The sequence below is a fragment of the Halorubrum trueperi genome (assembly GCF_042662525.1).
GTDB classification, from domain to species: Archaea; Halobacteriota; Halobacteria; order Halobacteriales; family Haloferacaceae; genus Halorubrum; species Halorubrum trueperi.
This window is the reverse complement of the sequence record NZ_JBHSXI010000001.1, coordinates 748,869-772,172: the sequence shown is the minus strand read 5'-3', so window position 1 is coordinate 772,172 and position 23,304 is coordinate 748,869. Positions and strand designations below refer to the sequence as shown.

The window sequence follows — 23,304 nt, the reverse complement described above, 5'->3', positions numbered from 1 at the left end:
GAGCTGTCGACTTCTTACACAAGTCGTCAACGAACCCCCCGAATCCGCCCTGATCGTGCCGGGAACCCCGTCGGTTCTGCCGTACTAAGTGCTATCTTCTTTTGGAAGTTCACATGCGCTTAGAGGCGACCGGCAAGTCAGACCAGTACAAGTGTTGGCTCACGGACGATGAGATCGAGGAACTTCGCCGCGCCGCGGGGAGTCACCGCGACGACCTGGTGATACAGCTCGGAGGGTTCGTTGGGCTCCGGGCCTTCGAGATCCCGCAGGTCGCACCGACACACGTCAAACGCACGCCAGACGGCGACCACTTCCGGCTCCGCGTGCCGGAGGGGAAGGACACGACCGGAAGCGGTGGGAAACCTCGTGATGCTTATCTCCCGCGAGAGGTCGAGGGCGACATCCACCGGTACGTCCGTTCGGAGGACGTCGGTCGACACGAGCTGATCGTCGACCTATCAGAGAGCGGCGTCCGGGCAGTGGTCAAGCGCACGGCCGAGCGCGCGGCCGAGGCAACCGGCGACCAGGACTTTCGCCACGTGTCGAGCCACGATCTCCGGCGTCGATTCGCACAGCGACTCCTCGTCGATAAGCAGGTGAACCCACGCGTCGTCATGCAGGTCGGCGGGTGGGATTCCTTCCAGGCGATCGAACCGTACCTGAACGCGCCGACGCCTGATGTCGTGAACGACGCTTTCGAAGAGGCCGGATTCGCGTGAGAAGAACGGTCTCTATTGATATTCTATAGCTCACCACTTTCGTCGCTGGATCAGCCGTTAGTAGGCATGCATAGCTAGCGGTCTATCTCGGGCTGTCAAAATCATAGAATGATTGGTTCGCCGTTATGTTATAAGTCCATTGAGTATTCATCCCTAGACTATGGGAAGTAATGCGGAGCAGTTCAAGGAGAAACTGAGTTCGTTCAAAGAATTCAGTGACGGAAACGGTGGCCACTACCTGATGATGCAGTTTGAGGACGATAGTGGCCTCGTATTTGAGAAACAATCAAGCGCCGGCGGACTCGCAATAGCGGAACTTTCACCGATATCTCGAGGGTTGATGGGTTCAATGAGAAGTATCGCAGAAGGGACCGACTTTGAGGTCAATGAGGGCAGAAACACTCAACAAAACCTGCGTAGGTTGATGCAGGAATAGTAGCCGTCTTTTCACGCTCTCGCTTCCAAATAAGGCCCGCAAGTTCACAGAACTAGCGGCGGATCGCGGACGAGCGAACGTTGGTTCGCGGCTCAGAGATCAACCTCGTAGTCGGAAGCCAGTGTCTCGAACTCTTCCCATCGTGGTGTGTTGTCCGATGCGGTCTCTCCTTCTGAGCGAAGAAATTCCACGAGTTCCGTCACGACGTCCTCGATACCATAATAGCTCGCGGAATCTTGGAAATCGTCGGCCGGCAATTCTTCTTGTACGACGAGCAAGAATTCCAACAGAGCCAAAGATCAAAGTAGTATCAAATCCACCTCTGTACTTATGAGCAATCTTGACGACGGAACGATCGTCACTGTCACGAGCAAGGGGAAGACGACGATTCTCCAAGAGTTTCGTGACAAACTCAACATCGACACGCCGGGACGAGTCCAGTTTATTGAAACTGAGGAAGGAGAGGTTGTGATTCAATCAGTCAAGCGCCCGTCCGAAGTCCGCGGCGTACTTGCGTCTGAGGGCGAAAAAGAAGAGAGATCAGCCACGATGGACCTCCGTGACGAGCGAGATCGAGACAAACAGAAGACCGATGAGAAGAATGGGCTGTCAGAGCAAGATGGATGACGGCCATCTTCGATGTTGAGACGTTACCGGTCTCTAAACTCAACTGTGTAGCCGTTATTTCGAAGTGCTTCAACAAGCGCATCTCCACGTTTGATTGTGAACTCATGGAACGAGTTAGTGGGGCTATCTGCCGAATACAGCTCTGAGTCGATATTCTCCGGAATTTCGTTCTGATGGGAATCTTCTTGGACAATAACGGGCTGACTGGGTACGTGGGTTGAACTACTCTCTTCTGACATTCGGACATCCCGTGTTACAACCATTCGGCCATTAGAATTCCGATTCCGGTTTCTGTTGAGAGAGCTATTCGACGCGATCGCAGACGCCGGCAGGTGTAGAATTAACACTGTACTCTCGGCTTCCCTGATTTCTACGGTGACACAGCGAAGCAGTACTTCTCACCCGACACTTTTCGTTGGGACTTGTGTTGTGTGACGTATGGATATCGAACAAGCTCGTGGTGTTCTCTGTGGGATAGCCTGTGGGGACGCGCTTGGCCGGCCGGTCGAGTTTATGTCTTCATCCGGGATTCGTGCTGAGCACGGGCGGTTCGACGAGATGATGGGACACGGAACGTGGAACCAGCCTGCTGGGACGATCACGGACGACACCGAGCAAGCGCTGTGTATCGCACGGAGCCTCGCCGAGCAACACGAGTTCGATCCGTCAGACATTGCCGAGCAGTTCGTCGCGTGGTACGACAGTAACCCGTTCGACATCGGGCGGATGACGATGAAGTCGCTCAGCCGACTCAAACACGGTGACGGGTGGGAGGAAGCAGGTCAGCACGTCTGGGAGACGAGCCCTGAAGGCCAGAACGCGGGGAACGGGAGCGTGATGCGATGCGCGCCGCTTGCCATTCCGTACGCGATGAACTGGGATCGACTTGTGGAGGTGAGTCGGCAGTCCTCGCAGATCACGCACGCTGACCCACGGTGTACGTACGGCTGCACAGTGCTGAACCTCACGGTGGCGGGCCTCCTCGACGACGCGGACACGCCGTTACAGGACGCGCTTGACAGCGTCGGAACAAGTGCGCCTGATGAGCTTGTGACGGCGCTTCAACCGCTCGCTCGTGGCGATTCACCCGACACGTTGGAGACGTCGGGGTACGTCGTCCACTCGCTACAGACGGTACTCCACGATGGGCTGTCCGCTGAGAGTGCCGAGGAGGCGATCGTAACTGCGGTCAATCGCGGTGGAGATACCGACACGATCGGGGCGATTGCGGGTGCGGTCGCCGGTGCGCGGTTCGGCGCATCAGCGCTTCCTGATCGGTGGCTTGACGCTATCGACGAAATTGGCGAACTCGAATCGATAGCAGACCAACTTGTGGAGATGCCATGACGGACGCGCGCTTCTACAACCTCTCTTGAACATCATTACTGAATTCAACGCCGGTAATCTCGAACCGTGCCCCGCCATCGGAGCTGTCGGTCACACGCACGTCCCAGCCGTGGGCGTGCGCCACCTGTTTGACGATGGGCAATCCGAAGCCAGTCCCGTCCGCTGTGGTAGAGTAGCCAGCCTCAAATACGTCAGCCCGCTCGGCTTCGGGAATCCCAGGACCAGTGTCTTCGATATAAAACCCATCGGCTAATTCTCCGATGGTGATGATTACATCCTCGCCGCCGTGTTCGACTGCGTTCCGTATGAGATTCTCAAGAAGTTGTTGGAGACGACTTTTGTCGGCGTGAATGCGTCGGTCACTCGCAATCGTGAGTGTCGCTTCACCGGTGGCGACGTTCTTCCAGCACCTCTCCGTGAGACGTGCCAGATCGATCGATTCAGCGCTCCCTGCTGGTTCTCCTTCCCGTGCTAGTGTTAGGAGATCATCGATCAGGGCGTTCATGCGTTCGTGTGCACGGGCGATATCGGCAAGATGCTCGCTGTCGCACCCCTCGCGGGCTAACTCCAGTCGTCCGGCGGCAACAGTCAACGGATTTCGGAGATCGTGGCTGACAATCGACGCAAATTGCTCTAACTGTTTCTCGCGTTGCTTGCGATCCGAAATATCTCGGCCGATACTCAAAACCGCAGTTTCGCCCTGGTAGGTAACTAGACTCGAACTGATTTCGACGGGGATCTGCTCGCCGTCTTTTGTCTCCCGGATCGTCTCGAATACCTGAATTTCATCGGCCGGCATATCCGTGATGAGGGCAGTAATAGCATCGTCGTCAAGGCCAGCATCAATATCGTGGGGGCGCATCGACAAGAGTTCCGCTCTCGTATAGCCGGTTCGCTCCACAGCTACGTCGTTCACCGCGAGAAATTCGGTGTCGGTGTTAATGACCCAGGCCGCGTCGTTCATACCGTTAAACAAGGCCTCATACTCCTCTCGGATTTGCCTCAGTTCCTGCTCACGCTCCTTGTGGGTGGTAATATCGTGGACCGCACCACGGAGCGTCACCACCTCGCCATCTTCGGTCGTTGGTTCGCCGCGGATCCGAAACCAGCGGAGTTCACCATCCGGGCGTTGAAATCGTGCTTCCACATCAAAGGGCTCTCCAGCCGCGATGGCGTCCTCAACGGCGTTCGCAACACGGGGGCGATCCTCTGTGAGGTACACATCCAGTGCGTCGTGTAGCGACGGTTCCTCATCGTACTCCACGCCAAGCATCTCAAACAGGTGGTCGGTCCAAAACACGGCTTCTGTCGTGGGATCGATTTCCCAGCCACCGACATCAGCAATCTGTTCGGTCTGGTTGAGCAGTTCGACCATCCGTTCATATTCCTGTTCGCGCGTTTTCTCTCCGGTCACGTCCTGCTGGAAGCCGACGTAGTTGGTGAGTGTGCCGTCCTCCCCGTACACTGGTGCAATCGAGACACGATTCCAGAACTCGGTGCCGTCTTGCCGATAGTTCCGGAGTTCGACAGTCACGGTCTCTTCGGTGTCGATCGCCGCTCGCATTCGAGCGACCGTCTCAGGGCTCGTGTGTTCACCCTGGAGCAAGCGACAATTGGAGCCGAGGACGTCTTCCTCAGCGTATCCTGTCAACTCCGTGAAGCGGTCGTTAACATAGGTGAGTGGGTTGTCGTCTTGAGAGGGATCACTGATGGTGATGCCCACGGGTGCCGCATCCATGGCCCGGTTCTTCCGTTCGAGTTCGGCTTGTTGGTTCCTGCGGTCGGTGATGTCACGGGCGATGCCGACGACTCCTTCTACGGTGCCAGCCACCCGTAATGGCGTCAAGCGATACTCCAGCACCGCGTACCCGTGGGCAGAGAAGGTATTGTCGAGCTCACCCCGGATTTCACGCCGCTCACCCGACAGTAGGTCCTGAAATGGATCACCATCTGCTTGCTCACGGATTTGGTGGATGAGTGTACTGTGGTCGCCTTCAAGCTCTTCTGGGGTTGTGTTGTACCACTCAGCCAGATACTCGTTGACGAGTTCGAATCTTCCCTCGGAATCGTAGATACAGGCGGCTTCACGCATCGAGTTGATCATCTGCTTGTAGCGCCGCAATTCTCGATTGCGCTTGGTGAGCGCCTGTTGGGAACGGTATTGCTCGACAGCGTTTCTGACTCGGTTCGCTAAAACGAGGTACTGATCAGTGCCACTTTCTTTTTGCAGGTAATCGGTAACCCCCACGGAAATGGCTTCACTAGCGATCTCCTCAGACCCTTTCCCCGTGTAGAGAATAAATGGGAGAGTCGGATACTCGTTGCGGACGGCTTCGAGGAACTCGATGCCGTTCTGACTGGGCATATCGTAATCAGAGATGATACAGTCGAACTCGGTATCGGCAAGTCGATCCAACCCGTCGCTAGCACTGGTTGCGGTTTCGACGGTAAATTGAGTATCCTCTCGTTCAAGAAATGTCGCGGCCAAGTCTGCGAGATCCAGCTCATCATCCACGTGAAGAACGCGAATTCTGCCAGTTGCCCCGCTCATCGTCTCATCCATAATTCGGTTCTAACGCTCACAGACATTAAGTATGTTAGGTATTAGCATACAGATCAGTTCCAGCAAAACCAAGTTTGTGAATTGGTGGTCCCCTCGGCGGTGATATCGGCAGTTGGGGTTACGGAAATTCGAGGAGAAAGCCTCGTCGTTTACGGCGAGGATGAATCCGACAACACCGTCACAACCGCCGGAACTGATGTCGTGGGCTTCTGGCTTGTTATTTGTGACCCGTTCGGCATGATCGGTTAGCCCCCCACCCGTTCTCGAGCCACTGCGGTGAGCATCCACAAGAACAGCCACAGGAACAGCAACGTGATGAGCAGCCCTGTCGGGGCCAGCGCTCCGAACGAGCTCATGACATCAGCCAACATCGGAAGTAAGAGCAGAAAGACGACCCCGGCTGAGATTCCCCCACCCAGACACTCGAGGAGTGGCCAGACTACACTCTCACCCGTGTTGCTGTCGTGAGTCGAGCGGGAGTACGACTCTGCCTCCGCGTTGATTGGTGTGGTCATACATACCACTCGATTTAAACTACATTTTCGATCATTATAAATATGCCGGCAAAACCGTGCTTAAGTCTGATAGGCAGTGTTGAATCCGATGAATGCGGCCGGATCGTCGGACGAGCATCCCGCGTTTGAGCCGGAGTCAGCGAAAGATGATTGGTCGGAACCGGCTTTCGCTCGCCAAAACCACCTCATCGTTCGAAGTCCACGTGTGAGAATCCGTCACCACTAGAGTCTGATGGCCGTGTATTTAGCCCCAATCTCTGCGCTGTCTGTGGATTCAACATAGCGTAACCAGTGGCAATCTGCACTACTTCTCTCTGTCCCCGTCGGTATCTGGCCTGAGGACTGCGTTTACGTATTCGTTTGCGGTTCGTCTGGCTGTTGCGAGCGTATCTGCGTCGTCCAGTACAACAGCCCGAGTGCGGCCTCCGTCGACGATAGTCATGAGCGCCCGGGCGACGTGTGTAGAGTCGACATCAGTAAATATGCCTTCGGAGATGCCGTGATCAATTACGGTTCTGAGCATATACCGGACATATTCGTCGTTTTGTTGGAACCGGTCAGCGAATGCCTCCTTGTACGGCGCTTGACTTCGCATCTCCAACACTGCGATCAACAGGTCGTGATGATCCTCCGGTTCGGTGAGTAATTTGTCGAGTAGTAACTCCAGTCGTTGTTCGGGATCAGTCGTCTCAACCTCGTGTATCGTATCGACAAATCTGTCGAGAATATAGTCCAAAAATGTAGCAAGTAGATCGTCTTTTGTGTCGTAATGGTAATGAACGGCGGCGGTCGATTTTCCGTACTCCTCAGCGATACGTTTAATGGTGAGATCAGCATACCCGTGTTCTTGCAGCGCACGATAGGTCGCACGCATGATCTCTTCATCAGGGTCCGAAACGGACCGTTCCGGTGGGTCGGCCATTACTTCTATGTTTTCCCAACAGCAAATAACATTTTTGACTCATCCATCAGGATTCGATAGCAAGAAATCATCATCCTATGGCTTTCTCTATCTATATTTGCTCATGAGGAGGCTTCAATTCAGCTATCCGAAGTTTTTTAACTAACTGGTTAGTAAGTGCGGTATCGATTATATGTCGGACCCCCCAACTACCGAGAGTGGGGAGACAGCGTCCAATCTTACCCCGCAGGAACGCCTCACCAAGTTTGACGAATTCCTATTAGACCAACTCCGAGAGAGATTCGTGATCGGTGTGGACACTGGGGAGTTCGACGGCAGCATTGAGCCAATCCACGACGCAGATATTCCCACAACGACGATTACCGGCGCACACACGCGACACATCGCTATCAACCAATCCTCTGATCGACTCTCTAACACGATGACCAGATGTACTGAGCGACATCCGCTCATCGACGATCAACAGGAGGTCGCACAGTAATGGGCCTGTTCAGCCGTATCAGTTCGCTCTTCAAAGGCCCCGAAGATTTCGACCTCACGTCGGGCGGTATTGCGAAGCCACTGTTCTTTCTGTCGATGCCGATCGTGGTCACGAACCTCTTCCAGACCGCGTACAATCTGGCGGACACGTTCTGGCTGGGCCAGTATAGCACGGATGCGCTAGCGGCGATCAGCTTTGCGTTCCCGATGGTATTCCTGCTCATCTCACTAGGGATGGGCATTTCAGTCGCAGGGAGCGTCCTTGTCGCCCAGTTTACCGGTGCCGACGAAGAGCGTGAAGCCGAATACGCAGCGTCCCAAACCGTTACGTTCGCAGTTATCGTGTCAGTGATCCTCGGCGTCATCGGATACTTGGCCATCGAAAACTTCCTCGCGGTGATGGGCGCGTCCGAGGACGTGCTTCCGCTGGCGACAAGCTACATGGAAGTCATCTCGCTTGGGCTGCTGTTCATGTTCGGTTTCGCAGTGTTCATCGCGCTGATGCGGGGATACGGCGACACCATCACCCCGATGCTGGTGATGTTTGGGTCGGTCGTCCTGAATATCGTTCTTGACCCGTTCTTGATATTCGGGTTCGAAAACAATCCCGTTTTTGGGGTGCTCAGTCTCGATGGGCTCGAATCTACGCTGTTCGCCGCAACCGGCTACACCGGCTCTGGTATTACTGGTGCGGCGCTCGCAACTGTCTTCTCCCGCGCGCTCGCGCTGGTCGTCGGCCTCGCAATCATGTTCCGCGGGACACGCGGCGTCCAAATCCACATCCGTGATATGATTCCGGATCTTTCCTATCTGCGACGACTCGTTCGGATCGGCTTGCCTGCTTCGATTGAGGGGATGGGTCGGGCGCTGTCGATGAACCTGCTGTTGTTCATTGTCGCGTTCTTCCCGGACGCTGTCGTCGCCGCTTACGGTATCGGTACGCGGGTGTTCTCGGTCATTTTCCTCCCGGCCATCGCAGTCGCCCGAGGGGTAGAGACGATGACAGGCCAAAATATGGGTGCAGACAAGCCAGACCGCGCCGAGCAAGCGGCAGGGCTGGCGGCGAAAGTGCTCTGTGGCGTCCTCACAGCTGCTGGAGTCATTATCTTCTTTGTCGCCGCACCTATCGCCGACGTGTTCACGACCGACCCTGAGGTCGTCGATATCGCCGCACAGTTCCTTCGATACGTTGCGTTGACATTCGGGTTCATCGGGATTATGCGGGCCTACACGGGCAGCTTCCGCGGAGCCGGCAAGACGCTCACCGCGGCGGCTATCTCCGTTCTGATGCTCGGGATTATTCGATTCCCAATTGCGTGGGTCGCCTCCGGACAGCTCGGCGAGCGTGGGATCTGGCTGTCGTTCGCCATCTCAAACGTCATTGGAGCGCTCATTGCGTACGCGTGGTACCGACGCGGGACGTGGCGCAAAAGCGATCTCACAGAATCGAACGTCAACCCCGACAAAACGAATATTGAGACAACAACAGGTGATGACTGAACCTAATGACTGACACAGATTGTATCAACTCCACAGAGATCGAGCGTCACATAGATCAGGTTCTCGGTGACGTGGACAAATTCGGTCTCCCGCTTGTCCGTGATGTACTGCAGGAACCTCGCGACAGGTGGTACGGACAGCTGATGATAAGTGTGTACGATTCACTGTCGGATAACCAGAACTCTGAAACTGTCCTTCCTGCTGCTGCAGCAATCGAACTACTCCGGGGATCCGTTCGTCTCCGAAGTCGGATGCTCGTTACGCTCACCGACAACCACACGCAGACACTCACGCAGGAACCGACAACAGCGCTGCTAGCCGGGGATTACTTGTATACGGCGGCATTCTCGTCACTCCATTCAGTACCCGACTCCCGGGTGGGCGATTGTTTCAAGCTACTAACGACGGTTCTCAGAACAATTACAGAAACATTTGCTTACACCTACACCTCGGACAGATCGACAGATGATGGTCCAACGACGTTTCTCGATGAAACGGCAGGCAGTCTCGGTGAAGGTGCTGCCGCCCTTGGCTCGATTCTCGCAGGCACCGACGAACGGAATCGTCGGCACGTTGTACAGTTCGGGCACGGGCTCAGCATCGAACGACAAATAAACCATATTCTCGATGCGGATCCGAACGAGGCGATGGTTATCCCGCCCACGTTCGACGAGGCACAATTCCGTATGCACGCAGAACGGCGACGAGATGATGCTAACCAAGCTCTCGATGCCTTGTCAAAGAGTGCAGATGTGACGCATCTGCGAGGATTTTCCGAAGCTACTGCCGATACATCGACAACACGTCATGTAATTGAACAGCGAGCGTACGACCCAGCGGCCGGCCCAGATCTCACAACGGTCATCGTAGAGGCAGTCGCCGCCGCCGAAGGTGTAGAGATGGCGAGTATCAAGCAGCCATCGCTGTACGAGGTTGTGGATATTGAGGCCGTTGAGGACGCGCTGTTTGGCGCGACAGGACCCGACACGCGTGGGGTGACCGGCGGAAGTCTCGACTTCGAATATCGTGGGTATCAAATCACCGTCCACATCGACGGATGGGTACAGGTCGTCGAATTAGCCAACCAATAGCTAGCCCTCTAGTGACCGATCTTCGCTTCGCTGTATTGACTGTAATCGGATCAAAATGTATCTCTTGCTGAGGATTTCAACAGAGCCGGACGTGCTTGAACCACTCCCGACAGTCCCGATAGCGGACACCATGCCAACCTTTAGGAGAGGTGCCGTCCATCTCCGTCTATGGCAGCCCTCAAGTCCCTCCAACCAGCAGTCGGTGCGTTACTCCGGAACCCGGTCCTCATCGTACTCGTCGGACTCTACGGTCTCGTACAGCTCCCTCAGCTCCTCCTCCAGCCGTCTCAGCCGGTTCTCGCGGCCGTCGTTTCGCTCGGCGCGAGTGGTGTTCTACTTCTGGCAATGCCGTTCATTCAGGGCGGTCTCCTTGGGATGGCGGACGAAGCGCTTACCGGACGGACCAATTTGAGCACGTTCATCGCCGAGGGGAAGCGGAACTACGTGACATTGCTGTTGGGGTATCTTGCGATCTTCGCGATCAACCTCGTCCTCGGCGGCGTCGCATTCGTCGCGGTCATCATCGGCAGCGTCGGCTTCGCCGTGGGGAACGGCCAGCCAAATCTCGCGGTGCTTGCCGTCCTCGCTGCGGTCGGCCTGCTGGCCCTGTTCGCGTATTTGCTGTTCGCGTTCTTCATCCAGTTCTACGCTCACGCGGTCGTGTTGAGTGGGTCCAAATTAATCGCCGGCTTCAAGCAGTCCATCGGGGTCGTGCGACAGCACCTTCTGAGCACGTTCGGGTACTCGCTGATCATGCTGGTCGGTGGCATCGTTCTCGGGGGCATCAGCGGGCTCGCCTCGTTCGCCTTCGCCCCGCAACCGGCCGACTTCCCGTTCTCGTTCCCTGAAGTCTCGACTGTACTTGTCGCGGTCGCCGCGGTTGTCTATATCCTCGCCATCGCGGTGCTCGGTGGGTTTTACGCGACCTACTCGGTTTCGTTCTATCGCTCCATCGAGGCGTAGACACCTGAGAATCCGGCTCTGTTGAAATCCTCAAAAAGTGATATAGACCCTCCCGGTGCGATCAGTACAGTAGATTTAGTGACCAGTACTAGCGTTCACGCAGTTTGACCTCCTCCCGCGCCTGAAGACGCGGGAATCCCACCACGGAATTTCAGGCCGAGCGTCTGCTCGACTCTCTGGTTTCAAGACGCATACGTTCCACGCGTCGCCTGCTGGGTCTCAGCATCGGCGTGGCTGTCTTGTGGGGCGGTCAAACGCCCCCCATCCTCAGCCGAGTCATCGTCGTTCTCGTATTCTCTGGAACGACTCTCTCCGCTGAGGTAGCGATCTGCGATGTTTATTGCGCCGTTCACGTCCGCTTGGTACTCGCCCATCCAGCAAGCCTCGTTCGTACACGTGAACGTCGCCTGCTTCGGACGATTCCCCACCTCACCGCACGCATGGCACTCCTTCGAGGTGTTGCGCGGATTCACCGTCTCGACGGGAATACCCATCTCGACGGCCTTGTAACGTATCTGTCCGTGGAGTTTGGCGAACCCCCATCCGTGGAGACGCCGATTCATGTACTCGCCGTAGTCCATCGACTCTCGGATGTCCGTCAAGTCTTCCAGAACCAGCACGGGGTTCTCGACGGACTCAGCGTACTCTACGACTTCGCGGGTGACCCGATGGAACACGTCGTCTATCTGTCTCCACAGATCGTCCCCGAAGGACTCCGCGATACGCTCACTCCCTCGCGTCTGGAGCCGCCGTGTGGCGGTGAAGTAGGTCTTGCGGAGCTGACGAACGGTCTTCCCCTCCTCTGCCCATAATTCAGGAGCTGTCGGAGAACCGTGGTTGTCGCGGTGACACACCGTAACGAGTGACGCTTCCCCGATGTCTACTCCGATGGGCGTCCGTTCTTCGGCGGACACCTCGGAGCGTTCCTCTACGTCGCGGGTGGCGGTGACGTGGAGGGACCACGTCCCGTCTCGCTCAAATAGCCGACTCTCACCCATTTCCGCGTCACCAGCGTTCAACGCTTCCAGCCAGTCCCGCTGTTCGGGATTCGGTTGGGCTGGCATCCAGAGGTGGTAGTCCTCATGGTGCGGGATTTTGACGTACCACTCGATACCGTTCTCGGGCTTGTGGTCGAGCCGTAGCCCCTCGTTGGTGAACCGAATAGGGTGGTCGTCGTGAAGGTCGCCCGCGTTGTACGTCGTCGTGAGTTGCGGGACGTACTTTTTCAGCGCGTTCTTCGCGTACCCGCTCAGATCGTAGGTGAGCACCACATCGTTCGCTTCGGTCTGCGTGGTACAGCGGGCGTCGAAGGCGTCTTGGAGGGCGTGCTGGTACGCCTCTCGCGTCTCACGGAGTTTCCGACGCTTGTGGGCGTTCGGGTCCACAAGTTTGAGTTCGAGCGTCTTCGTGAGTCCGGTCACGAGTCGCCCTCCTTGTGCTGTTGAATGTAGTTCTCGACAGTCTCGCTCGAAACGTGTCCGGCAGTCCCAGCGTAGTACCCTCGCGCCCACCTGATTTTCTCGCCGTCGGCGTCGGCGTAGCGGTGGTTGTACTTGCGCGAGGAGATACCCTTGAACCAGTTGGCGAGTAGTGCCGGTTCGTTCTTGGGTGGACTACTGACGAATAGATGAACGTGGTCGGGCTGAACGGTGAGATCGAGAATTTCGACGCCTTTGGCGTCGGCTATTTCGTGGAGGATGGATCGGACACAGCTGGCGACCTCGTTGACGAGTACCGAGTTGCGGTACTTCGGCAACCACACTATGTGGTAGTTGAGGTTGTAGGTCGCGTGCCGTGTGGTCTTCATCCGTACTGTACACTATAATCTATCTGATCCTTAATACTACCGATAGAACGGTAGGAAATCCAGCCGTAGCGTCGTCGGTGGGGGTGTAGGCTATTGTCCGCTTGACCCCCGCCTAAAGACGGGGGTATGCGCTCGTAACTTTATCAAAGCAGATATCTAGCCCTTTAGTTCAACACGCAGTAGATTCAACTTCTATCTATGTATCAACAGAACCCGGTCAAAATTGGTGCCGGTATCGGAGTCTTCGGTGCGTTGTTTCTTCTACTTACGACGATATTGCTGTTTATTGTTCCGCAGGAACTGATGTCCTCATCGGCAAGCACCGCCTACATAGAGGCATGGTCGCAACCAATTATGACTGTTGGAGGATTTGTATTCTCCGTTGGGATTCCCCTCGCTTGTGGAGTGATCGCGTATTATCTGACGACACGGGAGCACACTCCGGGAAGCGTCATCATTGGATTCCTCATCGGAGGAATCGTCTTTATTATCGGGAACGCAATTCTTGGAGTAGCCGTCACTAACCTCTTTGTGTCTGGTAGTGGAGTAGAACGGTCCTTGCTTGGACATCTGCAGAATGGCCTTCCTCATGGAATGCGACTATTCGTTGGAGGGCTCCTCGGGGTCGCTACAGCGCTCATCGTTGAAGAATACTTTTAGCTTTTCTCAACAGTAGAATGATTAGACTGGGTCGATAGTGGTCCCGATTGCTACGTCTTTAATAATCTGTGGGGTAGTATATTGTTCACCAAATCCGAGATATGGGACCCTGTTCACAGCAGTCTTAACCAACAACTATCTCTGAGACGGTCGTTCTGTTGGTTAACACGCTTTCAGAGGTTCGGCTCTGGTGAATCGCCACACTGCGGCGAGATAGGCCGTCAGTTCAAAGGAGTTGAAGCGGGAGACTGTCGATGCCTATGTCGAAAATCTCCCGCTTCACTCGCAAGGCCGTGACGTTAGCTAAAAATGCTGTTGGTGGGCGAGGCGAAGTCGCCACCCTCGAAGGGAGTGGCGGATTTGCCGAGTACGCCGTCGTTTCGTTTCGTTTCACTGTCTCCGGATTCACAGCTCAGTGCCCAATTAGCCTCCCAATTTATTGTACTGGGAACGCAACGTCCAGATATGTCGAGTGATTCGGATACCCGTGTTGAGGCGGAATCGACCGTCAACGACAGCTATGGCACGACGATCCCAGCAGAGATTCGTAATGCACTCGATGACGCGCTTGAGCCGGGAGATACAGTTCGATGGGTCATCTCGGACGGGGAACTCTCGCTGAAGATTGTCCACGAACGGTACGGTGCATTCGAAGACGCCGAACCGTTTGACGGACCGGCATGGGATAGTGAAACTGCTGCCGAAAGTACGTGGAGCGAGTGATGCCAGCGGTCTGTCTCGATGCGAATATTGTCCTCGCAGCACAAAATTCGAATGCGAAGCGGCACAACACAGCGACAGCAATATTCAGCGGCATCGACAACGGCGATTTGCCGCGTGCGAGACTGGTGAACTACATCGTCCCCGAAATTCTCCATCCGCTCCAGAAACGCATCAGCAAGGCAGCCGCGTCCGAAACGCTTGATCGTCTCCAAGCAAGTCGAGGGTTCGAGTTCGTCCACGTCTCGAAGGGCACTCACCTACACGGCGAACAGCTGTTCCGAATGTACGAGGCGTCGTCGGGACCGGAGTGGGTTGATTCGATCCTCGCCGCATATATGCAAAGTGAAGACATCGAATACATCTATTCGTTTGACAATGACTTCGACACGTTCGATGGCGTGACTCGACTCACGACTGCGACGAACCCGTTCACACCGGAGTGATTGAGGTGCAAACGCATACCGTCGTCTTTAGGCTTGAAACCGAGTTGATCCAGCGATTTTGAACAGGCCGTCGAAGAGACCCGTGAGAGACGGCCACGCACGTATATGGATCAGATTTGTGAAAATTCTCGATACAAATCAGTGGGTGTTTGAGGCATTACGGAAAATTCGAGGCGAAAGCCTCGTGCTTCAGCGCGGGGAGGATGTCAATCGTTCAGTACAACGATGACTGGTACTTCGGTCATCTGTAGTGGCCACAACTGTGGAAAAAATGTTCCTTCCTGAGAGTTCCAACAGGACCGCTCACTCCGGTTCGGTGTACGCCCGCCGCCACAACAACCATGTCGGCCAGACCAGGAACGGCAGCAGAACGAGGCTCTGCACGAGATCGCCCGTAGACCCCCACGGCCCGGCGAGCCACGCGACTGCACCGACACCGACGACGAGCCCGATACCGATCACGATCGCGGCGATTCGTCGGTTCATCGGCGGCAGATCGGTGGACCGAATCGGTACGTCGAACGCCGAGACGAGCGCCTCACGGTCGGCGACCGGGCCGACGAACCGCTCTGTCTCGTCGTTACCAAACCCGGTGGTCAGCTCGATAGTCCGCGTGCCGAACGCACGGTCCGGGAGCCGGGTGTGGACCATGCTTGGGTCACGAAGGTGATCGACGGAGGCCGCCCACTGCGGCGCGTCGAGCCACGTGTCGTACGCGACCAGCCGGTCCCCGTACCGCCGGTACTCGATCGGTGCGTAGGTGAGCGCGAACCCAGCGATGTTCACGGCGAGTGCACCGAGGTACAGCGCGAGGACAGCGATTCCGGACCCAAAGACGACTGCGCCGGCGGCATCGCCGACGAACAGCCCGAGACCGACGAGCCAGACGACGAAGAAGCCGGTCCGTCTCGACCACCGTCCGCGGTGGGTCCTGTCTGGCCCAACCGGAGCGCCCCCGAGGGAGATGGCCACCACCGCAAAACCCGCATGAGCACCGGACCCGATCTGAAGCGGCACCCACGCCACGATATCGATGTCGCACACCCGAGGCGACGCAGATTCAACCCGAGCCGACGGGGTGAGACGCGACGAGCGTCACCCTTCGATCACCTATCGATCAGCCGCCAGTTGGATCACGCGGCGAACTCGAGTCGCTGTGCAGGCGCAATTGCGTTGCCACACAACTCAACACTACGACGAAGTGGGTCAATACAGAGCACGTAGATCGCGACTACGCCCGGAGCGCTCCGAGTTTCTCTCTTTCTGCGTGCCAGGACTTTTAAGCTATGTGGGAGCACCACTAACTGCATGCCTTCTCGCAGATCAACACTCCTTGAGGAGATGGTATGGCCAGAAGTCGAATCGGCGCTCGAAAACGGAACACGGACGGCAATCGTCTCCGTCGGTTCGATCGAACAGCACGGCCCTCATCTCCCGTTGAACATGGATACACTGGACGGTGACGAACTCTCGCGGCGGATCGCAGAGAAACTGGGGGATGCCCTTGCTGCCCCGACGATTCGGCCCGGCTGTTCAGGGCATCATATGGAGTTCCCGGGCACAATCACCGTCCCACCCGAGACACTGATGGATGTGATCCGGGCGTACTGCCGGTCGCTCGATGAACACGGCTTCGAACATATCGTTTTAGTCCCGACGCACGGAGGGAATTTCGGCCCAGTCAAGACAGTCGCACCTGATGTGGCCCGAAAAATCGATGCCACCGTGATTCCCCTCGCTGATCTTGACGAGCATATGCAGTTGCTGAATGATGGCCTCAGCGAGGCGGGGATCGACTACGATCAAGATGTGATTCACGCCGGCGCAGCCGAGACGGCGGTGGTGTTGGCGGTGAATGCGGATCTCGTCAGGCTGGAGAATATTGAGTCCGGCCCTGAAGGGAAGATCTCTACCGCTCGCCTTCTGAGCGAGGGGTTCAAAACGATCACCCAAAACGGTGTGCTTGGCGATCCTGCTGAAGCAACCGCCGAAGCCGGCGAAACAATCATTCAGAAGGTGGTTAATACCTACGTTGATCACATTGAGAATGAACGTTGTTCAGTCTAGACATACATCGCCACCGAGGTTGAACGAGTGAACTACCCTCCCCTACTCGCTCACGGCTGACGCCGTTCGCTCCTTGCGGGAAGGGCTTCCTGCTTCCACGACACGCTTTGCAGACACGGAGGTGTCCGTAGGGAGCGCAGTCTCCACAGTTGTTCCTTCGGAGTGTCCCACTCCTACGTCTTCGAGACCGCGAGAAAGAAAGTTCCACGCCGCGTTCGCGTCCCTGTCCGCCTCAATCCCGCACGCGGGACAGGAGTGTTCACGGACCCACAACGGCTTCTCCGTCGAGACGCCACAGGTCGCAGACTCGTTGGTCGTCCCTCTCGGGTTGACCGCCACGAAGTGCGTCCCCTCTCGTTCGCACTTGTATTCGAGCAACGAGAGGAACGTCCGCCACGCCGCCGACGCCGTGTTGCGGCTGTTCGACGGCGATTCCAGCATCCCCTTCACATTCAGGTCTTCGACCGCCATGAGGTCGTACTCCCGTGCGTAGTACGCCGAAAGCTTGTGCAAGAAGTCCCGGCGCTTTCGTCGGAGGTCAGCGTGACACTCCGCAACGCGCCGCCGTTGCGTCTCGTAGTTGTTCGATCCGTGTTGCTTCCGCGAGAGCGTCTGTTGCTCTCGCTCCAAACGGTCACGTTCGTCGGAGAGGTCGAGCGACCCGACCGCCGTTCCGTCGGTGTCGTGGGCGTGTTTGAGAATCCCTACGTCGATACCGACGCACTTGTCTGGATTCTCGGGTGGCTCGGGAGGTTCGCGATCCATTTGGACGCCGAAGGTAGCGAACCACTCGCCCGCCGGTTTCTTCTTGACCGTGACCTGCTTGAGTTTGGCATCGTCAGGGATGGCACGGTGAAGCCGAATCGGTATGTCCGCGAGTTTCGAGAGTGACAGCACAGTCTGACCGCCCTTCTTGTCGAGCTTGAAGCCAGATTGACTGTAGGTGAAACTGCGGAACTCCCGTGGTGGCTTCCACGTGAGGTGACCGACGGCTATCAACATGCGGTTACAATCGCTTTTCCCTCCGCAACACATTCTGTGCGAACGGCTGAAACCCCCGCACTGTACACCACACAACGGCAATCGCAATCACAATACACAGCTGGATCGGCCGCTGACCACCAAGAGACCGAGCAACGCCGTGCGATGAGGGCGGTACCCGATCACGGCGGCAACCCACGCCCACCGCAACATGCCAGACGAATACTGACGAGCCATGCCGATTCGGGCGGTACACCCCACATAATCGGGGATGTACCAGCATCTCAGACATCCCAGCTAACAGTGAGAACAGCAAAATGTCACTGATTCACTCAGCAGCCAGCGGCTGCGTGGCGGCCATGCGCAACGCCGCTTGCAGACGATTGCCCGCCCGGAGCGGACAGCAGAGCCATCCATAATCGAACGCCAGTATCGACGACAGGCACGTGGGACGTCGCCAGTTCAGTTACAGTCGTTTCCACCCCGTTTCTTGCGGGGGGAGCCCCACCTGATCCATGGCGGATCACCCGCCGACACAACGGGCGTGGCGTCGGTCGCCGGGCGCACCCTCCCTGTAACTCACCCTGCCAACCGCCCCACTGACTCCGGTGGGGGTCTCCAGCGATACGTATTTATTTCGGGCTGCCGATCGAGAACCCAACAGGGCCGATGGTGACCCCACCGACCGCTGACACCCTCCCACCAACGCTGGTTGAGCGCGACCAGTGGGTGTGTTGGCGCACTCACCAACGTGATGCGAAGCCAACGAAGGTCCCACTGATCCCGGGCACGACCCAGTTCGCCTCGACGACAGACCCGGACACGTGGGGATCCTTCCAAACCGCTCGGAAAGCCGTGGCAGCCACGCCAGTCGACGGGCTCGGTGTCGTGTTCACGGCCGACGATCCGCTGGTCGGCGTGGATCTGGACGACTGCCGCGACCCTGAGACGGAGACGCCGACCGCGTGGGCCGCCGACGTCATCGGACAGTTGGACTCCTACACCGAAGTGAGCCCCTCGGAGACCGGGTATCACATACTCATCACCGGTGACCTGCCCGAGGGACGCAACCGCGCCGGCGACATCGAACTGTACGACCGGGCGCGGTTTTTCACCGTCACCGGCGACCACGTCGCCGACACGCCCACGAGCATCGAAGCCCGCACAGAAGCGCTCGCGACCCTCCATGCCGAGCGGGTCGCAGTCGACACGTCGGAGTCAGCCACGGCTGCTCCGTCAACAGCTGCAGAGACAGGATCTGCGAACGCCGCCGGACCGGGCGATCTCGCAGACAGCGAGCTCATCGACCGGGCCACACAGGCCGCCAACGGCGACAAGTTCAGTCGGCTGTGGCAAGGCGACACCAGCGGCTACCCGAGCCAGTCGGAGGCGGACATGGCGCTGTGTTCGCTGCTCGCGTTTTGGACGGGCGGCGACACAACGCGGGTTGATCGTCTCTTTCGACAGTCGGGACTCATGCGCGACAAGTGGGACGAGGTCCACTACGCGGATGGAAGCACATACGGTGCCACAACCGTCGATCGCGCAGTCGCCCGGACGACGGAGACGTACACGCCGGCTGCCGCCGAGGACAGTCCAGCGACCACCGACGATCCGCGAACCCTGCCCGCCTCCGCCGCAGATAGCGCGCACACAGCTACCACCGAGACGGCCGCCACGGAGGCCGACACCGTGGACACCACGACACGCGCCGAGGCGCGGCTCGACCGGATCACCGAGCTCACTAGCCGGCTTGAAGCGGTGCTCGCAGAGAACGAGCAGCTCCGCGAGGAGCTGGCCGCCGAGCGCGAGCGTCGGGAGGCACTGGAAGCGGAGGGTGAGTCGGCGGACACCGGGTGGTGGCCGTTTTCCTGACGTCGTGGACGTCCACAGAGGGCTCACGCATCGTCGAGATACGTGTCCCGTGCCGACTGGAACGTGTACACGTCGGTGAGCCCCGGCTGGTCGATCCTGAACTGTGAGGGTGGGCTGCGCTCGCTGTACGTCTTCGTGACCCGTGGCTCTCCGTTCGGCGGCGCGTTGAGCGCGTCCAACAGGTCGTGGGCGGCATCGCGGTTTTTCACGATCCAGATGACCGCGTCGGGATCCGTGGCCGCCAGCTTGTCGTAATCGTCGGGGATCGCCCGGCGTGCATCGTTGTTGATCCGCTCGGCTTCGAGTGCGGCGACGACATCCTCCTGCGCATCAACGGCGGCCACGTCAAGCCGGCCGTCATCGACCGCGTAGTAGCGTTCGACCGCGGTGGCCGGACTTTCAGCCGCAGCCACGAACTCCTGTGCGAGCAGTTGGGCACCCACTTCCACCATCGCGACGTGGAGACTGGATTCGCTCAGATCGCCGGCCCCAGCACCGTGGGCCACACCTTCGCGGTGCCGAACTCCGATTGCGTCCCGGCCCTCGGGCGTCACCGTATAGAGGATGTGTGGATACCGGCAGTCGCGGGTGACCAACCCAGCCTCCCGGAGCTCTTCAACCTCCTCGGCATCGATCCCGACGTACTCGCGCAGCCGGCGCATGCTGTCGCGGGTGATATCGTATTCGAATTCGGGGTCGTACTGCTGTTGGTGGGCCGAGTAGACGGCCTGGAGGAAGCGCAAGCCGGCGTCGCTGATCGGGCTCTCCTGGCGTTCCGCATAGGAGAGCTTGAGCGGCAGATCACAGATCGGACAGTCGTCGCGATCCACGGCCTCGGGGTCGTGACAACAGCCGCTGGCGGCGCGGAGCCCCGCCGGGTTCGGATCATATCGGGTGTCACACCCCACACACACGAGCGCGTGCCGGCTGTCGTCGTACACCACCGGATCCGGAAGCCGCTCCGTGTACGGGAGCGCCGAATCGATGCGGATCGGTTCCTCGTCAGCCATATCTGGCGCGGCTGGGTCCGTCTCCGGCTCGGCGGGGTCCTGCCCTGTCGTCGACCGGGTGGCGGTCACGTCGATGCCAGACGCGATTCGCGTCCGGTCGCGGCAGGCGTCGATCTGCGCGGCAACCGCCGTTTCGCGTGCCGGCCGGAACGCGTCACGCTCCGGGTGTCCAGGGGGGAGAGGGGCGCTTTTTACCAGAAACGGCCGGGGCGGCGCCGTGTCAAACGGCGCCGGCAGCCGCACCAGCCACTCGCCCCGACTGAGCGCGCGCAGTCGATTCCCGATCGCCGCCGGAGTCTCGTCGGCTGTCGCGAGCCGCTTCGTGAGCGCATCATCCACCGGGACGTTGCCAGTCACGATAGTGGCGACGTTGTTGAGCAGTTCGACGTACGCGGCCTCATCGCGGACGCGAAGCTGGCCGGGGAACTGCGTGGCCAGGGTGACGCTACAGCCGAACGATCGACCTTGGGCGAGCAGCTCAGCAACGATCCCCGAGGTGACGAGCTGGGCCGCCTCTTCGAGATACAGGTTGACGAGTGGGCGGTCGTCCGAGGCTGTGGTTTGGGCACGGCGTTGCAGCGCCGTCCACAGCTTCGAGAGGACCGTCCGCGCAAGTGCCTGCTGACTGGCGTCGCGAAGCCCGCCAGTGTCGATGATGACGACCGCGTCTTCGTCGATCACTTCCCGGAGATCGAAGTGCGGATCGTCGTCGGTGGGCACGTGGTCGAACAGCTGGCCGAGCCGGCCGTCGAGCGGGATCTTCTCGATGCGATTGTGAACGCCCTGGAGCAGCTCGTCGAACGACTGCTGGCTGTTAGCGGCGACGTTGTACAGCATCGACTGGAGCTCGTCATCCACCACCGGCGGGGGCTCACCCGTCTCGTGAAACCGGGCCGCCGCCTGCTGGAGTTCGCGATGCGCGAACGCATCACTGCCGTGGACCGGGTCAAACAGTGCTTTCACGAGGAGGCGGATGATGTCGGGCGAGCGGACCGCTTGGTGGAACCGCTCGGGCCCCATGATCCCTTCGAGAATCTCGATGTAATGGTCGGTGAGATCCTCGACGGCGGTCGTCCGATCGATCCCCGCAGCGAGTTGGTCGCGGATATCGAAAACCGACAGCGCCGGCAGGGTCTCCGCACAGTCGAAGTAGTAGACGTTCTCGAGAGTGTCATATTCGGCATAGTGCGCCCGCAGATACGCTGTCGCCATGTCGTCGCCTTTCGGCGTGATCAGGATGTCGGCACCGTCGGTGGCCGCGTGGTTCGCAACCAGCCCTGTGGTGAGGCTGGTGGATTTCCCCGATCCCGTCTTGCCGAACCATGCGACGTGGAAGGGCTGCAGCGACGGCTGCACGGCGACCGGCTCATCGGCGGGGGTGCCGTCTTGATCGAGCGGCTGGCCAAGGGTGAGTCCGGCGTCACGATAGCGATCAAGCTGGCTCGCGGGCGGCGGCGGCAGCGCGGTCCGCTCGCTGGTGGTCGGCGCGAGCCCGCGTTGCCCACTGGCGGTGAGTGCGGATCCGTCGACGATCCCGAACGCCGGCACGGTAGCCGCGTCGGCGACGATCCCACGGCTGCGATTACGCGTCCAAGACAGCCAGGTTCGGAGCGTCTCATACTGGGGCTGATGCACGGTCTGCGCTCGAATGTCTGCCGCGATCTGCTGCGGGTCATCGGCGAGGGTCGCGTCGATCTGGTAAAAATTCCCTGACAGATCGGTGAGCGTTCCAGCAAGCCGGTCAGCGACTGTGGCCGCCTCGTCGTCCCAGACGAGACATCGGGCGTTCACGACGAAGGCGTGTCGGGGATCCGTCGCAGCGATCGATTCCTGTCGCTTGTTCGCAGGATCATCCGGCGGTCGAGACTCCGGGTCGGCATCTGCAATGACATCACCCAGCAAATCATCCACAACCCGCATGCCTACCGTATCCCGGCCTTCCTCAAGCTGGTACTGCCGGTCCTGCACCTCACCGCGATAATCGGGAACCGACTGACACACGGCCTGATAGGTGGCCCCTGCACCTGTGTCCGCAAGCGTCTCGGCGACGGCCGCCAGCGGCAAGCGGCCGTCCTCGCTGTCGGTGAACGATTCGAGTGGCGTCAACCGCGTTTGCCAGTCGTCACGCCGGTCTGCGTCGCCCACCCATTCGATAGCTGTTGCCGACTCCGTGGCGGGGTCGTCGGCGTCCAACGCAGGCAGCGCCGGCGGGATCGCCGGCGTGAGTTCGTACGCGGTCGGACAGGCCGTGCGCAACGCCTCCCGGAGGGTGTCGGTCGACCCGTCTGTAATCCCAACGTACAGCGCGAGTTCAGCCTCCTCGTCCGGTGGACTGTGAAGGCGCCACTCAATCGTTGCCTGTGTCGCATTGTCGAACACCCGCTCGCGCCAACTCGGACTCGTCGCGAGCCCATGGAGACGTCGAAACCCCTGCTCAACGGTGCCAGCCGTGAGCGGCGTGTCAGTCGGGCGGATGCGGAGGTGGGTGTGATCCGGGGACTCAGCCGTGGTGGGGTCAGCAGTGCCACCCATTTATCCAGGACATTTCATTGGTAGAATAAGAAACTTCCGGCTA

20 protein-coding genes and 2 pseudogenes are annotated in these 23,304 nt (G+C 58.6%); 13 read left to right on the top strand and 9 right to left on the bottom strand.

Features of this window, described 5'->3' with window-relative positions:
* The first annotated feature begins 113 nt into the window (after positions 1-113).
* Complete coding sequence (locus ACFQEY_RS03960; protein ID WP_379764989.1) at positions 114-719, top strand: site-specific integrase; 606 nt, start codon at positions 114-116, stop codon at positions 717-719.
* 160 nt (positions 720-879) lie between these two features.
* Positions 880-1,155, top strand: coding sequence for a hypothetical protein (locus ACFQEY_RS03955; protein ID WP_379764987.1), 276 nt, complete (start codon positions 880-882; stop codon positions 1,153-1,155).
* 92 nt (positions 1,156-1,247) lie between these two features.
* On the opposite strand, the gene ACFQEY_RS03950 is transcribed toward ACFQEY_RS03955, so the two are convergent.
* Positions 1,248-1,442 (bottom strand): hypothetical protein, encoded by a 195-nt coding sequence (locus ACFQEY_RS03950; RefSeq protein ID WP_379764985.1) that lies wholly within the window; start codon positions 1,440-1,442, stop codon positions 1,248-1,250.
* A 43-nt stretch (positions 1,443-1,485) separates the two neighbouring features.
* Between ACFQEY_RS03950 and ACFQEY_RS03945 the strand changes: the two genes are divergently transcribed.
* A complete protein-coding gene (locus tag ACFQEY_RS03945) occupies positions 1,486-1,782 on the top strand; it encodes an AbrB/MazE/SpoVT family DNA-binding domain-containing protein (protein ID WP_379764983.1) in 297 nt (98 codons plus the stop codon).
* Between the two features lie 23 nt (positions 1,783-1,805).
* Here ACFQEY_RS03945 and ACFQEY_RS03940 read toward each other — a convergent pair whose 3' ends face one another.
* Positions 1,806-2,021, bottom strand: coding sequence for a hypothetical protein (locus ACFQEY_RS03940; protein WP_379764981.1), 216 nt, complete (start codon positions 2,019-2,021; stop codon positions 1,806-1,808).
* Positions 2,022-2,220: 199 nt separating this feature from the next.
* Between ACFQEY_RS03940 and ACFQEY_RS03935 the strand changes: the two genes are divergently transcribed.
* The gene (locus tag ACFQEY_RS03935; protein ID WP_379764979.1) at positions 2,221-3,129 is read left to right on the top strand and encodes an ADP-ribosylglycohydrolase family protein; all 909 of its coding nucleotides are present in this window, start codon (positions 2,221-2,223) and stop codon (positions 3,127-3,129) included.
* A 13-nt stretch (positions 3,130-3,142) separates the two neighbouring features.
* Here the strand turns inward: ACFQEY_RS03935 and ACFQEY_RS03930 are convergent, their stop codons facing one another.
* Positions 3,143-5,692: a PAS domain S-box protein gene (locus ACFQEY_RS03930; RefSeq protein WP_379764977.1), complete on the bottom strand. Its 2,550-nt coding sequence runs from the start codon at positions 5,690-5,692 to the stop codon at positions 3,143-3,145.
* 819 nt (positions 5,693-6,511) lie between these two features.
* Positions 6,512-7,129 carry a TetR/AcrR family transcriptional regulator gene (locus tag ACFQEY_RS03925; RefSeq protein ID WP_379764975.1) on the bottom strand — a complete coding sequence of 206 codons (618 nt, stop codon included), beginning with the start codon at positions 7,127-7,129 and terminating at the stop codon, positions 6,512-6,514.
* Positions 7,130-7,609: 480 nt separating this feature from the next.
* Between ACFQEY_RS03925 and ACFQEY_RS03920 the strand changes: the two genes are divergently transcribed.
* The 3 genes from ACFQEY_RS03920 to ACFQEY_RS03910 all read left to right on the top strand — a co-directional run bounded on the left by ACFQEY_RS03920 (position 7,610) and on the right by ACFQEY_RS03910 (position 11,163).
* Entirely contained in the window at positions 7,610-9,109 is a 1,500-nt protein-coding gene (locus ACFQEY_RS03920; protein WP_379764973.1) for an MATE family efflux transporter, read from the top strand.
* Between the two features lie 5 nt (positions 9,110-9,114).
* Entirely contained in the window at positions 9,115-10,200 is a 1,086-nt protein-coding gene (locus ACFQEY_RS03915) for a HalOD1 output domain-containing protein (RefSeq protein WP_379764971.1), read from the top strand.
* Positions 10,201-10,368: 168 nt separating this feature from the next.
* Positions 10,369-11,163 (top strand): DUF7847 domain-containing protein, encoded by a 795-nt coding sequence (locus ACFQEY_RS03910; protein WP_379764970.1) that lies wholly within the window; start codon positions 10,369-10,371, stop codon positions 11,161-11,163.
* Positions 11,164-11,345: 182 nt separating this feature from the next.
* Here ACFQEY_RS03910 and ACFQEY_RS03905 read toward each other — a convergent pair whose 3' ends face one another.
* Both ACFQEY_RS03905 and tnpA read right to left on the bottom strand, forming a co-directional pair.
* The gene (locus tag ACFQEY_RS03905) at positions 11,346-12,584 is read right to left on the bottom strand and encodes an RNA-guided endonuclease InsQ/TnpB family protein (RefSeq protein WP_379764968.1); all 1,239 of its coding nucleotides are present in this window, start codon (positions 12,582-12,584) and stop codon (positions 11,346-11,348) included.
* Positions 12,581-12,970, bottom strand: coding sequence for an IS200/IS605 family transposase (gene tnpA / locus ACFQEY_RS03900; protein WP_379764966.1), 390 nt, complete (start codon positions 12,968-12,970; stop codon positions 12,581-12,583). The genes ACFQEY_RS03905 and tnpA overlap by 4 nt, the downstream gene beginning before the upstream one ends.
* Positions 12,971-13,168: 198 nt before the next feature.
* Here tnpA and ACFQEY_RS03895 point away from each other — a divergent pair, with 198 nt between their 5' ends.
* The 4 genes and pseudogenes from ACFQEY_RS03895 (at position 13,169) to ACFQEY_RS03880 (ending at position 14,796) form a co-directional block, all read left to right on the top strand.
* The gene (locus tag ACFQEY_RS03895; RefSeq protein WP_379764964.1) at positions 13,169-13,630 is read left to right on the top strand and encodes a hypothetical protein; all 462 of its coding nucleotides are present in this window, start codon (positions 13,169-13,171) and stop codon (positions 13,628-13,630) included.
* 260 nt (positions 13,631-13,890) lie between these two features.
* A pseudogene (locus ACFQEY_RS03890) lies at positions 13,891-14,013 on the top strand (IS5/IS1182 family transposase); the annotation flags it as partial.
* An 82-nt stretch (positions 14,014-14,095) separates the two neighbouring features.
* Positions 14,096-14,353, top strand: coding sequence for an AbrB/MazE/SpoVT family DNA-binding domain-containing protein (locus ACFQEY_RS03885; protein WP_379764962.1), 258 nt, complete (start codon positions 14,096-14,098; stop codon positions 14,351-14,353).
* Complete coding sequence (locus ACFQEY_RS03880; protein WP_379764960.1) at positions 14,353-14,796, top strand: type II toxin-antitoxin system VapC family toxin; 444 nt, start codon at positions 14,353-14,355, stop codon at positions 14,794-14,796. Before ACFQEY_RS03885 ends, ACFQEY_RS03880 begins: the two co-directional genes overlap by 1 nt.
* 303 nt (positions 14,797-15,099) lie before the next feature.
* On the opposite strand, the gene ACFQEY_RS03875 is transcribed toward ACFQEY_RS03880, so the two are convergent.
* Positions 15,100-15,768 carry a hypothetical protein gene (locus ACFQEY_RS03875; RefSeq protein WP_379764958.1) on the bottom strand — a complete coding sequence of 223 codons (669 nt, stop codon included), beginning with the start codon at positions 15,766-15,768 and terminating at the stop codon, positions 15,100-15,102.
* Positions 15,769-16,104: 336 nt separating this feature from the next.
* On the opposite strand from ACFQEY_RS03875, the gene ACFQEY_RS03870 reads away from it, so the two are divergent.
* The gene (locus ACFQEY_RS03870) at positions 16,105-16,863 is read left to right on the top strand and encodes a creatininase family protein (protein WP_379764956.1); all 759 of its coding nucleotides are present in this window, start codon (positions 16,105-16,107) and stop codon (positions 16,861-16,863) included.
* Between the two features lie 42 nt (positions 16,864-16,905).
* Here ACFQEY_RS03870 and ACFQEY_RS03865 read toward each other — a convergent pair.
* A pseudogene (locus ACFQEY_RS03865) lies at positions 16,906-17,853 on the bottom strand (RNA-guided endonuclease InsQ/TnpB family protein); the annotation flags it as partial.
* Positions 17,854-18,513: 660 nt separating this feature from the next.
* On the opposite strand from ACFQEY_RS03865, the gene ACFQEY_RS03860 reads away from it, so the two are divergent.
* Entirely contained in the window at positions 18,514-19,719 is a 1,206-nt protein-coding gene (locus ACFQEY_RS03860; RefSeq protein ID WP_459864432.1) for a phage NrS-1 polymerase family protein, read from the top strand.
* Positions 19,720-19,742: 23 nt separating this feature from the next.
* Here the strand turns inward: ACFQEY_RS03860 and ACFQEY_RS03855 are convergent, their stop codons facing one another.
* Positions 19,743-23,261 (bottom strand): hypothetical protein, encoded by a 3,519-nt coding sequence (locus ACFQEY_RS03855; RefSeq protein ID WP_379764952.1) that lies wholly within the window; start codon positions 23,259-23,261, stop codon positions 19,743-19,745.
* Between the last annotated feature and the right edge of the window lie 43 nt (positions 23,262-23,304).

Bases quoted from the DNA above. Each gene is read 5' to 3' on its own strand.
- ACFQEY_RS03870 (WP_379764956.1), top strand. From the start codon at position 16,105: ATGCCTTCTCGCAGATCAACACTCCTTGAGGAGATGGTATGGCCAGAA.
- ACFQEY_RS03920 (WP_379764973.1), top strand. From the start codon at position 7,610: ATGGGCCTGTTCAGCCGTATCAGTTCGCTCTTCAAAGGCCCCGAAGAT.
- ACFQEY_RS03955 (WP_379764987.1), top strand. From the start codon at position 880: ATGGGAAGTAATGCGGAGCAGTTCAAGGAGAAACTGAGTTCGTTCAAA.
- ACFQEY_RS03940 (WP_379764981.1), bottom strand. From the start codon at position 2,021: ATGTCAGAAGAGAGTAGTTCAACCCACGTACCCAGTCAGCCCGTTATT.
- ACFQEY_RS03925 (WP_379764975.1), bottom strand. From the start codon at position 7,129: ATGGCCGACCCACCGGAACGGTCCGTTTCGGACCCTGATGAAGAGATC.
- ACFQEY_RS03885 (WP_379764962.1), top strand. From the start codon at position 14,096: ATGTCGAGTGATTCGGATACCCGTGTTGAGGCGGAATCGACCGTCAAC.
- ACFQEY_RS03945 (WP_379764983.1), top strand. From the start codon at position 1,486: ATGAGCAATCTTGACGACGGAACGATCGTCACTGTCACGAGCAAGGGG.
- ACFQEY_RS03855 (WP_379764952.1), bottom strand. From the start codon at position 23,261: ATGGGTGGCACTGCTGACCCCACCACGGCTGAGTCCCCGGATCACACC.
- tnpA (WP_379764966.1), bottom strand. From the start codon at position 12,970: ATGAAGACCACACGGCACGCGACCTACAACCTCAACTACCACATAGTG.
- ACFQEY_RS03915 (WP_379764971.1), top strand. From the start codon at position 9,115: ATGACTGACACAGATTGTATCAACTCCACAGAGATCGAGCGTCACATA.
- ACFQEY_RS03860 (WP_459864432.1), top strand. From the start codon at position 18,514: ATGGTGACCCCACCGACCGCTGACACCCTCCCACCAACGCTGGTTGAG.
- ACFQEY_RS03910 (WP_379764970.1), top strand. From the start codon at position 10,369: ATGGCAGCCCTCAAGTCCCTCCAACCAGCAGTCGGTGCGTTACTCCGG.
- ACFQEY_RS03880 (WP_379764960.1), top strand. From the start codon at position 14,353: ATGCCAGCGGTCTGTCTCGATGCGAATATTGTCCTCGCAGCACAAAAT.
- ACFQEY_RS03930 (WP_379764977.1), bottom strand. From the start codon at position 5,692: ATGGATGAGACGATGAGCGGGGCAACTGGCAGAATTCGCGTTCTTCAC.
- ACFQEY_RS03895 (WP_379764964.1), top strand. From the start codon at position 13,169: ATGTATCAACAGAACCCGGTCAAAATTGGTGCCGGTATCGGAGTCTTC.
- ACFQEY_RS03960 (WP_379764989.1), top strand. From the start codon at position 114: ATGCGCTTAGAGGCGACCGGCAAGTCAGACCAGTACAAGTGTTGGCTC.
- ACFQEY_RS03935 (WP_379764979.1), top strand. From the start codon at position 2,221: ATGGATATCGAACAAGCTCGTGGTGTTCTCTGTGGGATAGCCTGTGGG.